15 protein-coding genes and 2 riboswitches are annotated in these 19,003 nt (G+C 36.9%); of the genes, 7 read left to right on the top strand and 8 right to left on the bottom strand.

The genetic code is table 11. The features are described 5' to 3' along the window. Positions 1–140: 140 nt before the first annotated feature. A complete protein-coding gene (locus tag CACET_RS18630) occupies positions 141–2,750 on the bottom strand; it encodes a PEP/pyruvate-binding domain-containing protein (protein WP_044825584.1) in 2,610 nt (869 codons plus the stop codon). Positions 2,751–3,345: 595 nt separating this feature from the next. Here CACET_RS18630 and CACET_RS20025 point away from each other — a divergent pair. After that, positions 3,346–5,478, top strand: coding sequence for a right-handed parallel beta-helix repeat-containing protein (locus tag CACET_RS20025; protein ID WP_201774958.1), 2,133 nt, complete (start codon positions 3,346–3,348; stop codon positions 5,476–5,478). A 330-nt stretch (positions 5,479–5,808) separates the two neighbouring features. Then, on the top strand, positions 5,809–6,564 hold the full coding sequence (locus tag CACET_RS18620) for an exodeoxyribonuclease III (RefSeq protein WP_044825583.1): 756 nt from the start codon (positions 5,809–5,811) through the stop codon (positions 6,562–6,564). Positions 6,565–6,737: 173 nt separating this feature from the next. On the opposite strand, the gene CACET_RS18615 is transcribed toward CACET_RS18620, so the two are convergent. Together CACET_RS18615 and ilvD are read right to left on the bottom strand one after the other, a co-directional pair. Continuing rightward, on the bottom strand, positions 6,738–7,958 hold the full coding sequence (locus CACET_RS18615; protein ID WP_044825582.1) for an L-lactate MFS transporter: 1,221 nt from the start codon (positions 7,956–7,958) through the stop codon (positions 6,738–6,740). A gap of 305 nt (positions 7,959–8,263) precedes the next feature. Continuing rightward, positions 8,264–9,949 carry a dihydroxy-acid dehydratase gene (gene ilvD / locus CACET_RS18610; RefSeq protein WP_044825581.1) on the bottom strand — a complete coding sequence of 562 codons (1,686 nt, stop codon included), beginning with the start codon at positions 9,947–9,949 and terminating at the stop codon, positions 8,264–8,266. A 545-nt stretch (positions 9,950–10,494) separates the two neighbouring features. On the opposite strand from ilvD, the gene CACET_RS18605 reads away from it, so the two are divergent. Genes CACET_RS18605 through CACET_RS18595 form a run of 3 tightly spaced genes read left to right on the top strand, consistent with a single transcriptional unit; the run spans position 10,495 to position 12,995 of the window. Continuing rightward, the gene (locus CACET_RS18605) at positions 10,495–11,508 is read left to right on the top strand and encodes an ABC transporter substrate-binding protein (protein WP_144414809.1); all 1,014 of its coding nucleotides are present in this window, start codon (positions 10,495–10,497) and stop codon (positions 11,506–11,508) included. After that, positions 11,483–12,289, top strand: coding sequence for an ABC transporter permease (locus tag CACET_RS18600; protein ID WP_044825580.1), 807 nt, complete (start codon positions 11,483–11,485; stop codon positions 12,287–12,289). Before CACET_RS18605 ends, CACET_RS18600 begins: the two co-directional genes overlap by 26 nt. Further along, complete coding sequence (locus CACET_RS18595; protein ID WP_044825579.1) at positions 12,273–12,995, top strand: ABC transporter ATP-binding protein; 723 nt, start codon at positions 12,273–12,275, stop codon at positions 12,993–12,995. Before CACET_RS18600 ends, CACET_RS18595 begins: the two co-directional genes overlap by 17 nt. A 36-nt stretch (positions 12,996–13,031) precedes the next feature. On the opposite strand, the gene CACET_RS18590 is transcribed toward CACET_RS18595, so the two are convergent. After that, positions 13,032–13,967 (bottom strand): peptidoglycan-binding protein, encoded by a 936-nt coding sequence (locus CACET_RS18590; protein WP_201774957.1) that lies wholly within the window; start codon positions 13,965–13,967, stop codon positions 13,032–13,034. A gap of 7 nt (positions 13,968–13,974) precedes the next feature. After that, a riboswitch (cyclic di-AMP (ydaO/yuaA leader) is annotated at positions 13,975–14,108 on the bottom strand. 176 nt (positions 14,109–14,284) lie between these two features. On the opposite strand from CACET_RS18590, the gene CACET_RS18580 reads away from it, so the two are divergent. Then, positions 14,285–14,626: a nucleotide pyrophosphohydrolase gene (locus tag CACET_RS18580; RefSeq protein WP_044825578.1), complete on the top strand. Its 342-nt coding sequence runs from the start codon at positions 14,285–14,287 to the stop codon at positions 14,624–14,626. A gap of 122 nt (positions 14,627–14,748) precedes the next feature. Here the strand turns inward: CACET_RS18580 and CACET_RS18575 are convergent, their stop codons facing one another. The 4 genes from CACET_RS18575 to CACET_RS18560 all read right to left on the bottom strand — a co-directional run bounded on the left by CACET_RS18575 (position 14,749) and on the right by CACET_RS18560 (position 17,470). Continuing rightward, positions 14,749–15,165, bottom strand: coding sequence for a hypothetical protein (locus CACET_RS18575; RefSeq protein WP_044825577.1), 417 nt, complete (start codon positions 15,163–15,165; stop codon positions 14,749–14,751). Between the two features lie 98 nt (positions 15,166–15,263). Next, the gene (locus CACET_RS18570; RefSeq protein ID WP_044825576.1) at positions 15,264–16,073 is read right to left on the bottom strand and encodes an energy-coupling factor ABC transporter ATP-binding protein; all 810 of its coding nucleotides are present in this window, start codon (positions 16,071–16,073) and stop codon (positions 15,264–15,266) included. After that, a complete protein-coding gene (cbiQ, locus tag CACET_RS18565) occupies positions 16,073–16,828 on the bottom strand; it encodes a cobalt ECF transporter T component CbiQ (RefSeq protein ID WP_044825575.1) in 756 nt (251 codons plus the stop codon). Before cbiQ ends, CACET_RS18570 begins: the two co-directional genes overlap by 1 nt. A 30-nt stretch (positions 16,829–16,858) precedes the next feature. After that, positions 16,859–17,470, bottom strand: a complete 612-nt coding sequence (locus CACET_RS18560; RefSeq protein WP_044825574.1) for a CbiM family transporter — start codon at positions 17,468–17,470, stop codon at positions 16,859–16,861. Positions 17,471–17,579: 109 nt separating this feature from the next. Next, a riboswitch (cobalamin riboswitch) is annotated at positions 17,580–17,756 on the bottom strand. Between the two features lie 547 nt (positions 17,757–18,303). On the opposite strand from CACET_RS18560, the gene CACET_RS18555 reads away from it, so the two are divergent. Continuing rightward, positions 18,304–18,972, top strand: coding sequence for a GntR family transcriptional regulator (locus CACET_RS18555; protein WP_044825573.1), 669 nt, complete (start codon positions 18,304–18,306; stop codon positions 18,970–18,972). The last annotated feature ends 31 nt before the right edge of the window (positions 18,973–19,003 follow it).

The raw sequence follows: 19,003 nt of genomic DNA, 5'->3' as shown, positions 1-19,003 counted from the left end.
GCTTTGCTCCGCTCAGGATGACAAATTATAGTTTAGGTTAACGCTAATGATTTATAAGTACAAGCTAACTTCCTCGATAAAAATAAAATACGCTGACTCGTAGTGTGGATGCTCTACGAGTCAGCGTACTTTTTTTCATTCTATTTTTCTTCTAAAAAACACACTACCTCCTGAGATAGAACATCTGACATAAGCACTAAGTCTCGATCAGTGAAATCATATACCTTGATAATACCTTCAAATTGCAGTTTGTCAGGACACAGCTGATTGAAAATATTTTGTTGTCGGTTTATAAAGCCATGATTAAAGAACACATTGTTTTTTTCAGGAAATAAAGCAGTGTAAAATATATCTGTTTCTACTAAGTCTTGAAAAAAATGAGTTCCAAAGGACAATTCTGGTATAAGTCCTGCACTTGAAAATGAGATCTCAACCATCACCGCCATATGATTAATCTCTGAAAAAGCTACGGGAACACCTAAAGAAGGATTGCTGGTACCCCATCTTCCAGGCCCTGCTAACATTGTCGGTAAATTTTTTCTATCATGTATTTGTTTGTTTAGTCTTCCTACGATACGAGCAATTTCATACTTCTCCGATAGATTAAGGATACTATATTTCTCAGGGTCAACATAAACAATTCTTTTTAGGGATTGAGATATATTGCCCCCCATGAAATGACCTTTAGATTTGAAGAGGATTCTTTCTTCTTGAATATCGTAAGGTATAAGCACTCTGCTTTTAAGCCCTTTTGTTTGCAAGGGTCGACATTGTAGTAAATTAATATTAGGACCTTGATCTTTAGAGAAATTTATAGCAAATTCTATGTCTACGGGGTATTGGTAAGCCGACTTAATGGTTTTCAGCATCCTACGCATAATTTGAGGAAAAGCGGTGGTTGTCATAAGATTGTCGAAGGTTAATGTCCAAAGATCTGGCCCCTTTATCCCTAGTTCCTTCATACGCTTGTTTGCTTCATAATCTCTTACACCAATAAGTGCCATTAAATCCCTGCGATTTTCATAATCCATTTCATTTAATGAAACAACCTCCAACTGGTTTGAGGCTGTATTTAAGACGTCAACCTCGTGTTGAGAATACTTCCGCAAATCATCAAGTCCTGCATGAGGTCGCAGTAAAGGTTTGTCTAGAGCTACGATTCTTGGGTAATCTCCTTCTACACGATCTACGGCTCTTGTGCCCAAGCCATGTACCAGTCGAAGCATACCAGCATGAGGATCAAGGTCTTCCTTCCACACATAGGTATTGTAGGAAACGCCTACCCCTGCAAGGTCGGGAAAAAAGTATTGGTTATGATGGGCACCAGAAACCCGCTGCACAAGAATAGCCATTTGCTCATCTCTTTTATCCAACCTTCTTTGTAGACGATAGGCAAGGGCATCTTCATTCATGGTACTTGCATAAACCTTCCTTACGGCGTCTTCAAACTGCTGGTATCTTTCAGCAGGTGTTCCTTGATTTACACAAAAAATACTTTCATACTTTCCAGCAAAGGCATTGCCAAAAGCGTCTTCCAGCAAGCTGCTGGAACGAACAATGATAGGGGACTGTCCAAAATACTCTAACATTTGTTGAAATTGTTCTTTCACGGCTGCAGGAAAAGAACCCTTATGCATTTTTTCCTTTAAATCAGAAGCTACTTGAAAATAGCCTTCACTGCTGCGCTGTTGCATTCTTAACTTCCACCAGCCATTTTGCACAATATAGGAGTAAAAGACATCAGAACCTATGTAGTAGGAGTCATGAGGCTCCAGATAATCATTCCAATGGAAATCATTATCTTTTAATAAGATAGATCTAGCTATAAGCATTCCTACAGCCTTTCCTCCTATGTACCCAGAGCCGATGAGTCTTGCCTTTATATCCAGTAGGTCTTTGAGAGAAAGATATTTCTTAGCTAGGGATAAAATACGATGGTCTCTTCCAATAATCAGTTTGCATAATTGTTCTATCACTTTTCCCTCTTCAGCAGCAGTTTCTTTTCCCTCCAACATAACTTTATATACCTCTATTGCATTGAGAAATAGCTTATCCCAGTAGTCTAGATTTCTCCTTTCATTTTCCATACATATATTAGGCATAATGGTAAAGAGCCTAGCAGCATCTACACTGCTGGTGATGGGGCTTAGAAGATCCCCTTCCAAGGCATGGGGTAAAAACATAGTAGGAGAATAACGGTCCCAGACCTTCAAGGGATGTACATAGTAACGGCCTTCACAATTGTATAGATCCATCAGGAGCTGGGTAGTTTCACGTATGCGGGCTACGGTTTGAAAGGAGTGTTTATTTCTCAATAGGGTAAAGTAGGCAATGGTGTCTAATTCATAAAGATAGGGACAGGTGATCATAAAAAAGTTTCCTATCATAAGATCATTAGCCCATGCAGTAAGCAAATCCGAAAGGCAGTCAAATACATAAAAGACCTCTTTGCCCTCTCGGGAGACGATATCATATACTTGTGTTGAAAAAGATTCAAAGCCTCTACATGCATCTAATTGATATATAGTGACCTCTCCAGCTGCTTCCTCAATGAGGGAGTCATGCTGTGCAAATCGCATGTAAACAACCCTTCTGTTTGCTGTAATAGCATTTTTCACAAAAAGGTTGACGAAGTATTTGTAATCATTGATGGCATCTACCTGCCAAACTACGTTATCTCCTAATCTCAAATAATCAACTACCTCATCTAAACTCTTCATCCCAGTACTTGCTTTTGTAATGCTGTCCATAGATTTTCTCCCTCCGTTTTTTTTAAAAAATTCTACGCCTGTAGAAACTTTTGCTTATAAACATATGCTCATACACCGTAATATATTAAGAATTACATTATGAAGTTCGAGACTGCACTTTTCAGATAGAACAAAATCTTCAGCAGAGTATATTAAAACGTAACATTAGCAACAGATATCTATACATACAAATCAAAAATATTAAATTTATTAAAAGTTTTGAAAAATCAATTATTTTTATTATAGCACATAACAAGGAAATGTAGTTTCTGATAGATTAAAATTGCTAGGGATACTTATGCTTTTTATATCATATTTATCCCCCTAAAAAGTTAACACACTAAACTTTAACTGCACATATACTGATGGTAAAGGTTAATAGAACTTCCATGTTTTATGGAAAAGCTATTACTTAGAAAGTTTTATACAATTAACATAAACGTTAACTTCATCCTAATTATTTGCAAAATTCTCTTAGACCTGTGGCTTTCTTAACCCGAATATCCCTTCATCCGCTTTGCTTTGTTCAGCATGAGAAATTATGGATTAAGTTAACGTTAATGATACAAATATAGAGTAGAGGAGGCTATAGAATATGAATAATGAAAAAGGCAGTTCAAATAACAACAAAAAACTTGCTTGTCAACCAAGTTCTTCGTTGTATATAACAGAAAAAAAAGCACCTAACTCATATGCTGTACGGAGAGCTGGACAGGGAGAATTAAAAGCTTCTTTTTTAAATTTAAACAAAAATGTAAATTCTTGCCCCTATCCGCCAGGCGCAAAAGTACAAGTTAGTGAGGTGGATGTTATTGTAGAGGGTTGTCCACCTTTACGGTTAAAAGCACCAAAAGGTCCAGCAGGTCCAGCAGGTCCAGAGGGTCCAGCAGGTCCAGAGGGTCCAGCAGGTCCAGCAGGTCCAGAGGGTCCGGAGGGTCCAGAGGGTCCGGAGGGTCCAGAGGGTCCAGAGGGTCCAGAGGGTCCAGAGGGTCCAGCAGGTCCAGAGGGTCCACCGGGTGCTGGTATCACTGATTATGGTTATATCTATAACACTTGTGAGCAGGTAGTGCTTGAAGAAGCAAATGTTACATTTGATTCAAACGGTATAATTGTTGGAGAAATAGGTCATATAGTTGGGAATGAGGAAATTTTTATTAATACACCTGGTGACTATGAAGTAAGTTTCTATATATCGGGAGGAAATGCTAATCAGTTTTCATTATTTTTGAATGGGCTTTTGGTTGAGGGAACCACTTATGGGTCACAGGATGGAAGACAAATAAATACTGGATATGCTATTGTATCTGTTATAGAACCCAGTGTTCTTACCTTAAGAAATCATACTTCTGATTCTCCTGTAATATTACAGTCATTGGCGGGAATACAAACAAATGTTACTGCTTCTCTTTATCTTGAAAGATTAAGTCTTCAAACAGCAGCTTCAGCTTCTACAGCATTAGAATTGATTTCTTTACTAAATGATCCTACCATCACGACTATTAATTTAGAGGCAAATATATTTGATTTAAGTATGGAGCCTCCAATAAATAGAACAACCGCTGTAAGGCTTATGGGAATGGCTCCTGGTGCTGAAATTAACTTTGCTGCAAATCAGGATATTAGCTTTATTACTATTGGGGGAAACATCACTTTATTGGATCACCGAATTTATAATTCCAACGAAAAATTATTTTATACAACGATAGATGCAGCTATCACAGCAGCATCACCTGGAGACACTGTACTTGTTTTTCCTGGAACATATAACCAAGCTTCATTTCTTTTGATAGATAAACCGCTGACCCTACGAGGATTTTCAGCAAACGATACTGTGGTCACATTTCCAAATACGCTAGATAATACCTCTAGCCTACGAATTATGGCAGATAATGTTACCGTAGATAATATTCACTTTATTGGACCTACATCTGCTACCGAAGGGCTTAATGCTCTCATATCTATACCAACGAAAACCCCTATTGGTATAGATATGCCCGTGGAGCTTTTTGATCATATTACAATTAGTTGTTGTATTATGGAAGGTGGAAGAAGGAATGCCTTTATTACGGGTCAAAACCTTTCTATTTTAGGAAATCAGTTTATTCATACTGGTAATAGTCATTCTTTAAATATTATTGCTTTAGATGGAAGAACCATGATATCAGGGAATACTTTCACTGGAGGGACGACTAGTCTGAGGGCTATTCTAGTGGAGGGAAGCTCTAATACTACTTTTTCAGGAGATATTATTGTTCAAGATAATAACGCCACTAGCTTTACAGGCTTCACACTATTTAATACAAATTCAAACGTTATTATCTTTTTTGGTCAACCGACTCCTATTGGTTTTCAGGATGCCACTATTTTAGTGCAGAGAAACTATATTGACCATCAAGGTCGCTCCGGCAGTTCCATTATCTTTTTTGTGCCAGGGCCTAACGATTTCAGTGAAATTCACTCCATTAGAATTAGGGAAAATGTAATTATTAATCTTAATGTCAATCGTCTGGCAGTATATATGGATTATTTTCCACCAGGTGGAACTTCTATACCAGCAAATGAACAAATAAAGGTTTCTGAAAATGTATTTGATGTTGCACTTCCTTGGGGCTCTGCAACAGATACTGTTGATCCTAATTATCCTGTTGGATTCGATATTGATGCACCTGGTGGTGTTAACTTAGATAAGTTTGAGTTGGTTCTCAATACAGTGTTAAATCTACCTTAGGATCGGCACTGGGTTAAAGTAAACCTTTAATGACTTTAGTGAAAAGTAGTAGTTTATTGAAAATATCGATGCCTATACTATATACTGTTAGGATTTTATATATTATTATAGAATGAAGGGTAAAAGTCCACGCTACTGAACAAAGGACATAATTTGACACAATAGAATAGGTACTCCAAGACGGAGAAAAAACCATAAAGGAAGATATAACTGTATATTTCTTTGATGGTTTTTTATTTTTTTGCTAGGAGAGAGGATAAAACTAAGTAGAAATAGAATTAAAAAAGGTGGAAGTTGTATATCCTAAAAATAAAAACACGGAGGATCACTATGAAACTTATTTCTTGGAATGTCAATGGTCTTAGAGCTTGTGTAGGCAAAGGATTTTTAGACTATTTTAAAGGGGTAGATGCAGATATATTTTGCCTTCAGGAAACCAAGTTACAGGAAGGTCAAATTGATTTAGATTTAGAAGGATATCAGCAGTATTGGAATTACGCAGTGAAAAAGGGTTACTCTGGAACAGCTATATTTACAAAAAAAGAGCCAGTATCTGTTAAGTATGGTATGGGGATAGAAGAGCATGATCAAGAGGGAAGGGTGATCACTTTAGAGTTTGAAGAGTTTTATCTAGTGAATGTATATACCCCTAATTCTCAGAGAGAGTTGGCAAGACTTGATTATAGAGGAATTTGGGAGGATGCCTTTAGAAATCATCTAAAAAACTTAGATGCAGTAAAGCCAGTGATTTTATGTGGGGATCTCAATGTAGCCCACAAGGAAATCGACTTAAAAAATCCCAAAACCAATAAAAGAAATGCAGGTTTTACAGATGAAGAAAGACAAAAGATGACAGAATTACTTGATACAGGGTTTATAGATACGTATAGATATTTTTATCCAGATCAAGAAGGAGCCTATACTTGGTGGTCCTATATGGGAAAAGCTAGGGAGAGAAATGCAGGTTGGAGAATTGACTATTTTATTGTATCTGAAAGGCTGAAGGACTTACTAAAGAAGGCAGAAATTCATTCAAGTATTATGGGCAGTGATCACTGTCCTGTAGTATTAGAAATAGATTTTTAGTTTATTATTAAGAGCTACATTTGCAACCCATTAAGGCGAAGGTTAAGTACATAAAAGACATAAAAATTAGGGAGTAGACCTCAGGTCCACTCCCTAATCGTATATAGTACACTTTTTTTCTCCAGAAACTAGCACTCCGTCTCTAAGTATTGGGATAGGTAGGAAGGAGTTGCCTATGCCGCCTGTTTAGAAGTTGTAGCTAATGAAGAAGCAGCCAAAGGCGGTTTAATCATTAAACTCATCAGACCACCTATAATTGCTAGTATGGCAGCAATTATAAAGCTAAGTTTAAGATCTCCTACATAAGTCACCACCATAGGTCCAACTAAAGCAGATAAACCATAGGCTTGATAAACAATACCATAGTTGGCACCTAAATTTTTCATCCCATAGAACTCTCCTGTAACAGTTGGAAGCACTGCTAGGAATCCTCCGAAGCAGAAGGTAATGGCAGCAACATAAATAAAGAAGGTGACGAAGCTTAATGAAGTAATGCTCATCATAATCATACCTACAGCAGTTATTGCCAACATCATAGACACGACCTTTATTCTACCTAATTTATCTGAAAGGCTGCCCCATACAAGTCTTCCGCTGGCGTTAAAAAAGGCGATCATAGCAACCGCATTAGCGGCAGTATGAGGCTCGAGGTTAGCCAATTCAATACCTATATCTTTTGCAAGACCTATCACCAGTAAACCACTGATGGTTGCAAATAGGTACATTACCCAAATAAGATAGAAGGACTTGGTTCTAAGCATTTCTTTTACTGTAAAGTTAATTTCATCAGAAGAAACATTGACTTTCTTAATCGATGCAGCATACCCTTCTGGAGGAACTTTTAAAAATTGAGCTCCTGCTACTACAAGAACCAGATAGATGATTCCTAAGTAAAAAAAGGTTGCAGAAATCCCCTTGGAATCAAGGAAAAACTCAATGATGGATTTAAAAACTAAGCTCCCCAGTCCAAAGGAGCCTACAGCAATACCAGTAATAAATCCCTTTTTCTCGGGAAACCACTTTACACAGGTGGATAGAGGGCATACATAAGCAAAACCAACTCCAATACCGGCAACAATACCATAATAGAGATATAGCTGTATAATAGAAGTGGCGGTAGAGGTCAGCAGTAAACCAGTACCATATAATATCCCTCCAATGGTGGCAACCTTTTTTGGCCCGATCTTGTCTTGAAGCCTGCCAGAAAAAATGGTTGTAAAAGCAAATACGAAAACAGCTATGGAGAAAGTAAGAACTACTTCATTACTTTGCCAGCCGAAGGTCTGCATAAGAGGTTCATTAAACAAACTCCAGGAATAAATAGAACCTATACATACTTGCAAAAGCACAGCACCTAGTACTACAAACCAACGATTTGGTGTCTTTTTTGCCATTGAGCATCCCCCTTAATCATATAATTACTGTAAATGTCTATTTAATTTTAAAATCCTCCTAGGCTCTCTCCTCCCCTGAACATCTTTAACAGTATAGATTATCTTCAATATATCTGCTAAATACTGGATTTTAAAGCTCTGATATCTTTTGAATTTAGATTAATAGTACTATTATAGAGGGGAATGGAGTAGAAGGCAAGAAAAATTTATAGAAATTTAGAAAATTTTAAATAGTGATTTTTGGTAATTATATAATTAAAGAAAAAACTAGAAAGTCAACAGCCTTCAGACTGTTGACTTTCTAACTAAGACTCTTCACGAGTAGGAATAACGGCTCCTCTAGAAGCAGAGGTAACGATATTCGAATATACATGGAGGTATCCTTTAGACTTGTTTTTAGGCAGCTGAATTTTTTCTTTTAGGCGGTCTTCAAAGTCTTCAGATAATACTTCTATGGACCCACCCTCTACATCTACGGATATGACATCTCCGTTTTTGACGTAAGCGATGGGACCTTCAACAGCAGCCTCTGGACAGATATGGCCAACAAAGCAGCCATTATTGGAACCGGAGAAACGACCGTCAGTAATTACACAAACCTTACTGCCTAGATTCATGCCTACAAGCATTTTCATTGCCTTATACATTTCCGGCATACCAGGTCCACCCTTAGGACCTTCATTTCTTATGACGAGAACATTACCAGCTTTTACTTTATTGGCAGCAATTTCTTCTAAAGCTTCTTTTTCACTTTCAAAAACTACTGCTGGTCCAGTAAATTTCAAGGCATCCTTAGGTATGGCAGAAGGTTTTGTTACTGCTCCTTCAGGTGCCAAGTTTCCCTTCAATATAGCAATACCACTGCTGGTGGTAACGGGATTACTTAAATCTCTTATAACGTCTTTATTTAATACTTTTGCATGCTTTATGTTTTCTTGAAGCTTATGCCCTGTTACCGTCATGGTATCTAAATCAAGAACTGTTTCTAGTTGTTTCATGATGGCAGGGATACCGCCGGCTTCATAGAAGTCTAAAAGGGCATAAGGTCCTCCGGGAATCATAGGGGAAAGATGGGGAACTTCTCTGCTGATACTGCCAAAGTCTTCTAAGGTTAAGTCTATTTCTCCTTCATAAGCGATGGCTAATGTATGAAGAACAGCATTAGTGGAGCCTCCTATAGCAGAGTTCACCTTTATGGCATTGATTAAAGCCTCACGGGTAATGATTTGTCTAGCTTTAATTCCTTTATTGATCAACGTCATAATAGCTTTACCACTTTGAAAAGCAACAGCCATTCTATGACTATAAACCGCTGGTATTACAGCACTTCCTGGAAGGGACATACCCATGGCTTCGGCTAAGCAGCACATTGTGTTAGCCGTTCCCAGCATAGCGCAGGAGCCAATAGTAGGGCAAGCATTGTCCTCTAACCACATATATTGATCCCAACTCATGGTATTGGTATTAAGAGAACCTAAGGACTGCTGAATAATAGAGTGATCGATATGCTCTCCTCCATAAGGATTATTTTCCTTCATTCTTCCTGGAAGGGTTGGACCACCATTAACAAAAACAGCGGGGAGGTCTAATCTAGCCGCTGCCATCAACATACCAGGTACAATCTTGTCACAAGATCCAAGAAGCACCATACCATCTAGTCGATGGGCCTCCATCATCATTTCTATATCATTTGCAATTAACTCTCTTGTGGGAAGGATATGACGCATACCTTTATGCCCCATAGCCATACCATCACAAGCAGCTATTGTGCCAAATTCCACTGGAGTACCGCCAGCAGCTCGAATTCCTTCTCTTACATATTGTGTAAGATTGTTTAAGTTGTAATGACCTGGACAAATGGTATTAAAGGAGTTAACAACAGCAATAATAGGCTTCTCTAATTCTTCATCAGTAAAACCGTTAGACTTATACAAAGCCCGTACATTAGACCACTCTGGTTGATTTAAGATGTCTTTACTACGATGAAACATGGTTACACCTCTTTCTTGTCATAAATGATAAAATTTGTATATAATAATTACTAAAAAAGTTTTAAACTGTATTTGTGAAAGAATCGAAAAATAATTAATTCTACAGATAATTTTAGCATATATAAAGAATACTTACAAAGCCATAGTTTGGAATGAGTTGACTATTGAAAGAAACAATCAGAAAGGGTATAATAGACTTAATTTACAATTATTGTTAGAATACGTAGGCAAACAATAGTTAAAATTTTAACATAGTTATTCTTATTTAGAAATTGTTATTCCGCCGCAACAACTTTTGTGGAGATACTATTATGTACACGACGGGACAGTTTCTCAGACACATAAAAAACATACATGCTAGAAGAATCGTTAGACTGCGTGAGAATTGTCACCCTGAGGGTAGTGAATGGATCTTAAATTAAGGTTAGTTTTTACCTAGTCTGTCATCTCCATGACTCCGCTTTGCTTCCCTCAGGATGGCAAACTATGGTTTAAGTTAACGTTAATGAATAGGAAATAACAAATATGAAAAGGGGGTAAAAATTGTGAAGCACACACTAAAAAAAGCTTTAGCTTTACTGATGGTGGTAATTTTGATGATGGGGATAGTTGCTTGTACTAAGGAAGTATCTCAACAGGAGGATACGCTCGAGATTAACCAAGAACTATCATTGCGGATTGCTGCTTTAAAAGGTCCTACTGGAATGGGGATGGCGAAGCTAATGGAGGACAATGAAGAAAAAAATACTGCTATAAACTATGAATTTTTGCTAATGGGAAGTCCAGATGATTTAGTAGGAAAAATCATTAATAATGAAGTAGATATAGCAGCGGTACCAACGAATTTAGCACTTACTTTGTACAATAGAATGGAGGGTGAGGTTCAATTAGTGGCTATCAACACATTAGGTGTTTTATATCTTCTTGAAAATGAAGACAATATCCATAGCATAGAAGACTTAAGAGGGAAAAAAGTAAATACCAGTGGTAAAGGTACTGCCGCGGACTATATATTCCAGTATATTTTAGAGGAAAATCAATTGGCAGTTGATGAAGATGTGCTGCTGGACTATAAATTGCAACATACAGAACTAGCTGCTGCTTTAATAGAAGGCGATGTAGATCTGGCGTTATTACCGCAGCCCCATGTATCTACAGCATTGATGCGTAACAAAGATTTAAGGATTGCTTTAGATATTACTGAGGAATGGAATAAAACGGTGGGGGAAGAAGGTAAACTAGCTATGGGCTGTATCATCGTGCAAAGGAAATTCGCTGAAAACAATCTAGAAGTACTAAATATATTTTTAGAGGAATATAAGGATTCGGTGGATTTCGTTAACCAGCAAGTAGAGGAAGCAGCAGAACTTATAGCAAAATACGAAATTTTACCTAATGCAGCTATTGCAAAGGAGGCAATTCCTTACTCAAATATTGTCTACATAGAGGCTGAGGAGGCAAAGGTAATTTTACAGGATTTTTATCAAATGCTATTTGACTTTGAACCTAAGTCCATCGGAGGGAAATTAGCAGATGAAGGATTTTACTATACGAGGTAAGAGAAAGATTTTGAGCCAAATCTTTATTTTCCTATTTTGGATCATTATTTGGCAAATAGTATATGGCATCCTTCAAAGAGATATTTATCTGCCATCTCCCTTCAATGTTTTTATGCGATTAAAGGAGTTGGTATTCTTAAAAACTTTTTGGCAGGCTATTGCTTCCTCTATAGGTCGTGTAGCCATGGGTGTATTTTTTTCTATAGTAGTAGGAACCATCTTAGGAATTATTTCTAGTATGAATGATTTTATTTACAACTTAATTAATCCATTGATAGTTGCTATTAAATCTACGCCAGTTTTGTCTTTTATTATGATTGCTTTAATGTGGTTTTCATCTTCAAATGTTCCTACTTTTATTTGTTTCCTCATGTGTTTTCCTGTTATTTGGACCAATATTGTTGGAGGGCTTGCAAATATAGATAGGAAGCTTTTGCAGATGGCTAAGATCTATCGCTTGAAGAAATGGGTGGTTATTAAAAAAATCTATCTGCCCTCCATCTTGCCCTATTTTTCTGCTGCATGTATAACTTCACTGGGGCTGGGATGGAAGGTTAGTGTAGCAGCTGAAGTTTTGAGTCATCCTAGAAATGCCATAGGCAGTCACCTTTATAGTGCTAAGATCTATCTAGACTCCAGCGACCTATTTGCTTGGACACTGGTGGTAATTTTCTTCAGCCTCTTATTTGAAAAGGTTTTTGCCTATTGTTTAGAGAAAATCACTATAAAAAAATCATCAAAGGTGAGTAAAGGATGTGTCAAGGTTGGAGCTAAGAATTAAAAACCTCTATAAAGCTTACGGAGAACTTCAAGTTCTTTGTAACTTTAACATGAACTTGGTATATAACAAAATTCATTGTATTTTTGGACCCTCTGGATGTGGCAAGACGACTTTGCTAAACTTAATCACTAAGCTTAGTCCTATGGATGAAGGTGCTATTGAAGGAATAGAAGAGAAAAACTGCTCTTATATTTTTCAAGAAGATAGGCTATTACCTTGGGCAACAGTAGAAGAAAATATCTTACTAGTTTTGGGGAGTGGTTATAAGAAAAGTGAAAAGCAGGAAATACTAGATAGCTATTTGTCTTTAGTAAATTTATCAGAGTTTAAGAACTGTTATCCAGAAGAATTGAGCGGCGGCATGAAACAGCGGACTTCCATTGCTAGGGCCTTCGCCTATGGAGGGGATATTCTTGTGATGGATGAGCCTTTTAAAGGGATACATTTAGAGCTAAAAAAAGAATTAGTGCAACATATAATGAACTACAAGAGGCAGAAAAACAGACTGCTTATTCTTGTTACCCATGATATAGAGGAAGCTATATATATGGCAGATGAGATACATATTTTTCAAGGACCTCCTTTAATCCTAGAAAAACAAATCACCATTGACATTCCCCAAAATCTTAGGGTGCATTACACAGATAAAATGAATGAATATAGAGAAATTCTTTCAAATAAAGAAGTAAATCAAAGGACCACATAATAAATATGTGGTCCTTTGATTTACTAAAAACATAAACTATTGATAAAAAACATGATCCCCTATTCTCGTTACGTAACTTTTGTTTGATACAATCCATTGTCCCGTTGCTTTGTCGGGATTAAAGAAATATGTGGCGTTGCCAACAGGCCTTGAACCCCTTAGAGCATCTTGGGCTGCCTGTATACTTTCTTGAGAAGGGGTGTTATAGATGGTGCCTTCTGCTACAGGGCTAAACTGAGGAATATTTTTATAATATTCAAAGATAACATTATAAATGGTGTTAGGAAACTCCCTAGAATTTACCCTATTGAGAACAACGTTTCCTACTGCTACTTTTCCTTGGTAGGGCTCTGCTCCTGCTTCAGCATGAATAATCCTAGAAAGCCAGTATACATCTGAGTCTTGGCTTCTAGCTGGGGTACTACCCCTAGAAACCGTCACCGGTGCAGTCTCATAAAGCTTACCCTGTGTTTGTCTTCCAGCGATACCGTCAATGACTAGATTGTTGGCTCTTTGAAAATTGATAACAGCATTTTCTGTTAGCTTACCATAGATGCCGTCAACCACACTGTTGTAGTAACCTTTGTTTTGTAGTGCTTGCTGAAGTCTTACAACCTCACTTCCTCTACTGCCAAATCTTAGGGTAGTGGAAGAAGTATTAGAAGTCTGTAGGGAAACTGTCTCATAAAGTCTTGATTGAGTTTGTCTACCAGCGATGCCGTCAATGGTTAAATTGTTGGCTCTTTGAAAGCTAATAACAGCATTTTCTGTTAGCTTACCATAAATACCATCAACGGTACTACTGTAATGACCTCTACTTTGTAGTGCTTGTTGAAGTCTTACAACTTCATTTCCTCTGCTACCGAATCTTAGGGTTACATAAGAATCGTTAGCAAATACCCCTGTGACTTGTATCGATAGAAATAATAGAATCAAAACTACCGCTACAAACTTTTTACTGTTTCCCTGCATAAATAAACACTCCTTCCATAATAGCGCTTCCGAAGTTAGCTGACGGGTGCGGGATAGAAGGCTCCCTACCATAGACATGGATTAACCCCGAAATTGGTTCCTCCGTACCTGTGAAAACACAGGATTCAGCAGCTGCAAGGTAATACAATAGAGTTATTATATAAGAAAAGGAATGTTATGTAAACCAATTTTGAATAGATACCAGAAAATACAAGTATAATAAGTTTTGAGGCAGGTGGAAAAATATTGTATATATACTGATAAAAATTATGGGAAGGTATGTTAGAATAGGATCATAAAGAAAGGAAGTGAAGTCAATGGAGAAGGGTATGACCCTAAAGGAAATGGGAAAGCAGGTAGATGAATATATTTCACAGTTTAAAGAAGGCTATTTTAGCCCTTTAGCACTGATGGCTAGATTAACGGAAGAAGCTGGAGAGCTGGCTAGAGAAGTAAATCATTATTATGGAGAAAAACCTAAAAGATCGGATGAGGCTGAAAACACCATTGATATGGAATTGGCAGACTGTTTGTTTATTTTACTTTGTTTTGCTAATTCATTGGATATCGACTTGGAAGAAGCTTTTAAAGCTATGATGCATAAGTTTAATACACGGGATGCCAATAGATGGACAAAAAAAGAAGAGATAGATTCCTAACGTTAACCTAAGCCATAACTTGTTACCCTGAGACGAGTGGAAGGATCTTAGAATTAAGAAAAAACTTCGTTATTTCAAGACCCTTCCCTATGCTCAGGATAACAGTTGGCGAGGAAACTTTTCTAAGCCTTTGCAGAAGATCTTTTTTTACGGAAGTGAAATACCAAACTAATTCCTATAAAAACAAAGATGATAGCGGCTATTCTTAACCACTTACCACGAGAGCTTGTAGTAGCTACTGGGTCGCCTATGTTCCATGTCACCATATGACCTAATCCATCGTCAGCAACAAGATAGGCTACACTGTCGTTCTCATCATAATAGAAATACCCGTCAGTATCTAACTGTCCTCTAAAAACCTCCTCATTATTAGCGTTGTACGCCACTACCTCCGTTCTCTCTGAAAAACTTCCGTCTGCATAGATAACCCTGACAATCCCCGATTCTATGGGTTCTATCATCATTTTGTGGGCATATACGGGTACTGATAATAGTAAAAAGACTACCATAACAAGTAAAAAAGTTTTTATTTGTTTCATCGATTTGCCTCCTTAAATATATTTAAGCTAATCTCCCAAAAAGTTTCTTGCTTTTGTAAATGCAAGATAAGTTGGTAGGATCTTAGCTTCCTACTTTCCTACGAAGGTGGATTTAATAGCTTATTTAATGCCTCTCTTGCTTCACCTATCGTTTTAGGCTGCATGTTGGTATCATGAAAAATTTGACATAGACTAGGGACTTTTAACCGAGCTTTCTTCATTAAAAGCTGGTCTTCTAACAAATCCATAGGTCCTTGTGCCAATACTTTTCCTTCTTTTAAGAGAATACATTCATCCGCCCATCCATAGGCAATATCCACATCGTGGGTAGTGATAAGTAATGTATGACCTGCATCATAAAGATTATCCAGTAGATAAATGAATTGCTCAAGGGAGTAAGGATCTAATCCTGAAAAAGGCTCATCAAAAACCATAATCTCAGGTTCCATAGCCACAACCCCTGCAATAGCAACCTTCTTTTTTTGACCAAGGCTTAAGTTATAGGGTGGGCGATGGGATAAATCTTGAATGTTTACCAAAGAGATAGCTCTTTCAACACATTCCTGTACTTTTTCTTCTGTATATCCTAGATTTCTAGGACCAAAAGCAATATCTTCATAAACAGTAGTAGAGAACAATTGGTCTTCAGGATTATCAAAGACAATACCTACTGTTTTTCTAATGAAAGATAAGTTCTTTTTACAAATTATAGTATCCTTGATGCTGACTATACCTGCCTGCGGTAAAATCAACCCATTTAAATGCTGTAGCAAAGTAGATTTGCCGCTACCATTGGCTCCTAAAATTGCTATCTTTTTTCTTTCTTTTACAGAAAAAGATATTTTTTCTAATGCTGCTGTTTGATCTGAGTAAGTATAGCTTAAGTCTTTAATCTCTAAAATTGTCATTAAAGCCACCACTTTTCGATAATATGAAGAAACATAACACTGCTGATGATAAAAATAGATTTGAAAACATCTAGTGTCGTAATAACTTTAGGCGATGCAGTAGGCATTTTCCCATTGAAGCCTCGGGAAAGCATAGCCTTATGTATTTTTTCTGAACTATCAATAGATCGAATTACCATTCCCCCCATAATTTCACCGTAAATTTTAAAGGATTTAGTATGAAAGGATGGTTGAAACAATCGGGCCTTTAGTGCTTTGTAAAATTGGTTCAGTTTTTCCCAAAGAAGAAATACGTAGCGCCAAGATAAAAAAACGATAGAGATGAAAAAAGGCGGCAATTTCATATGAGACAAACCATTTAATAATACAGGCATAGGTTGACTAAAAAACATGATAAACATAATAAGCAGTGCTGATAAGCTTTTAAAAAGTAAAAGCAAGGCCAACTGAAGCCTTTCTTGACTAATAGGCAGGCCGCCCCCTACTAGAATAGGTACTGTCATTAGCAACAAAAATGGAGAGAAAAAACCTATTCGGATAATAATTTGTTTAGGGGAAATACCCATAGATAATACAATTAAAGTCAGTAGGGCAAAAGACAACATAAGTAATTCTGGTGTCTTTAAGGATACCAAGGCAAAAGTCATCATAATGCAGGTGGAGGCTTTGATCCTAGTTTCCCAACTGTGAACCCAAGAACTTTTTCTAGTACTTGGCAGGCTGTTTTTAATTGTAGGTATAGATTTTAACGCCATAATTTCACGACTCCTTTAAATAGATAAAGCCTAGGATATATAAGTCCCTAGCATATTGGGGCGTATACGATGTATAAAGCCTACAGCAAAGGCTGTAAGAAAACCTTCAATAACTAAAAGCGGTAGATGACTTAGTACTAAAAGATTGATAACAGAAAGAAAACCTTCACTGTAGGTGGCATTGGAGAAAAATAAAACCACCACCAGCAGTAAAACAGATAAAACGGTAGCGAAGCTTCCTATAAAGCTCCCCAAAATATAAACAGAAATTTTCTTACTGTATAGTGAGAAAATTTTGAAGGAAACCATTGCTGGCAAAGCGATTAGTAACGTATTCATTCCTAAAGTCGTCAATCCCCCATGCTGGAAGAAAAGAGCCTGCAATAAAAGTCCTACAAATATAGCAATACTGCTACGCCTGCCTAGAACAATCCCCAGTAGACCTGCCAGTAAAGGATGTACTGAACTAGGGCCAATAGGAATGCTGATTAAAGAAAAAGTAAAAAAGGTAGCTGTCATAAGGCTAATCTTAGCTATTTCTTCTTCTTTAATACCCTTCATTGAGTGAAGCAGCATACCACCAGCTGCTATAGAGGTAACAGTGACCGCGGGTAAGCTCAAAACACCATCCGATAAATGCATAAAATCACCACCTAACAAGTTTTAGTATATTAAAAATAACCTGCACATCAATGTACAGGTTATTGAGAATAAGACAATACATCCCAAATCCATACATCGTGAATTTGAACGATTTAAAGTTATACAAGCAGGTATCCTGGCTCAGGTTCATAACTACTTTACGCCTTCCCAGATTCTTCCAGTGGCATCTGTGTAAAGTAACTCCCCATTACAGTGACGAGATCGCGTTGGATTTTCACCAAACTTCCCTTTTCATCTTAACGAAACTTGCTTAACAAGATATTCATTTTGCTTAAAGTATAGCATGGAGAAGAAATAAAATCAACCCAATATATAGAAATTACTAAAGGTTGCACTGAAGCGATAAAGAATTTTATAGCTTCAGGAACCAGCTGATCATATTGGGTAGTAAAAATAGTAAAGAAGTGTTGTTGATTGTCGACACATTCTTTTTCGGAGCAAGGGTTGAAAAACTCAGGAGTCACCTCTGCTGTAAAATTTTTCAAGCTTATAATTGTATAGAATATTTAAATGATCTATTGTGATGAATATTTAATTGTGTTATACTTTAAACAAAGTTACAATTCAAACAAGTGTCAGTGTCAATATGATTTTCTGCAAACGGTTGTTTTTTATTTAATTAAAATATTTAGAAAAAAATAAAAAGTATAAAAAAAGAAGGATATTTAAAAAAAATGTCGAATATGTATTTATGACAACAAATATTGTTGATTGTCGACAATCCCCCATCTTCTTCAATTAGAATACTTAATAAGGGGATTAGGCCCAAAGGGAAACTTTCAAGAAAGCTGTTTATGAGGAGGTGAAGGAAATTGCTAGTAAAGACAGCTGATTATCAAAAGGAAAATTTATGCAGCATTGTTGTTGATTATATTAGAGAAATGATTTTGTGTGGTGTATATAAAGAAGGCGACCACATTCTGGAAACAGAAGTTGCTAAAAACCTAGGTATAAGCAGGGCACCGGTAAGAGAAGGAATAAAAGAACTTCAGAACGAAGGAATCGTAACAGTTATTCCTCGAAAAGGTACTTACATTACAAAGTTTACACTAGAGGATATAAAAGAAGTTTTTGATATAAGACTTTTGCTAGAAAACAATATTCTTGAGATCTTAATTAGTGAAAACAAGCTGTCAGAAGAAGATTTCCTCACTTTAGAAAATATTGTAAGCAGCATGATTCAGGTAGTGAATGGACCTGAGGATATAGAAAAAAAAGCAATGATTATCAACATGAAGGATATGGAGTTCCACAGGTTTATATGGAAAAAATCAGGTAGCTCTAGAAGAGTAGAGATTTTAGAGGGGATTTTTTTTCAGCTCAGGATGGCTATGTTATATGATACAAATGAGACGGGCAACCTACTAGTTACAGCAACAGATCATTATGAGATCATTAAACACTTGAGGAGTAAAGATTTAGAAAGATGTAAAAAGGCATTACGAGAACATATCGTATCCTATAAAGATGGAAGATTTTAAAGACAAAACATTTTTTTATTCAGTAGATTGT

Source organism: Clostridium aceticum (genome assembly GCF_001042715.1).
Classification (GTDB): Bacteria; Bacillota; Clostridia; order Peptostreptococcales; family Natronincolaceae; genus Andreesenella; species Andreesenella acetica.
Note: the sequence above shows the minus strand (reverse complement) of the source record. Positions and strands in the feature narration are given on the sequence as shown.